This window comes from Massilia mucilaginosa, assembly GCF_011682145.1.
Lineage (GTDB): Bacteria > Pseudomonadota > Gammaproteobacteria > Burkholderiales > Burkholderiaceae_D > Telluria_A > Telluria_A mucilaginosa.
The window spans coordinates 1-489 of the sequence record NZ_WHJH01000203.1; the positions used below are offsets into that span (position 1 = coordinate 1).

Genomic DNA, 489 nt, shown 5'->3' on the forward strand with positions numbered 1-489 from the left:
CGCGGCAACGTGCTTCTCCCAAAAAACGGTCGTGTTTTCCATGCTTGCTCCGGTATCAAATCGAAGTAGCAAGAATGCGGAAATTCGGATTAGCCAGCAAGTCTGGGGTTTATGGAGCGCTTACAAGATGTTGGGCGCATTAGTGTTGGAAGACTTATTGCGGTGCAAATGTCTCTGCATATTGTTGGCTGAGAGAAGTTTATCTAAGGCAAGTAGCGCCGATATTAAAAATGCCGGAGGAAGTTGTCACTTCACTGAAATTTCGTGACTGTTCAGCGACTAAGCAATTAGTGGGATAGGGTTGCCGGCAAAGGCGCGTTGTAGTACAGCGAGCATGCTGTGGCCTTGTTTGCGCAGTGTGCCGAGACAGGAGCGGATGACGCAGAAGTGCTCGGCACCGGCGAGTGTGCGGAAGCAGCCCGATATTTTCTGTTTGACCTTGGGCATGCGCACGGCGCGTTCGCCAACGTTGTTGGTGAATGGCACGGT

The 489-nt window shown here is 51.5% G+C and carries 2 protein-coding genes; one reads left to right on the forward strand and one right to left on the reverse strand.

From position 1 onward, the window contains the following. The coding region (locus F2P45_RS35865; RefSeq protein ID WP_223164926.1) for a hypothetical protein at positions 1–268 on the forward strand (268 nt) is incomplete at its 5' end. An 11-nt stretch (positions 269–279) separates the two neighbouring features. Here the strand turns inward: F2P45_RS35865 and F2P45_RS34490 are convergent. Next, positions 280–489, reverse strand: a 210-nt coding sequence (locus tag F2P45_RS34490) for an IS66 family transposase (RefSeq protein WP_166882689.1), incomplete at its 5' end; no start/stop codon positions are given.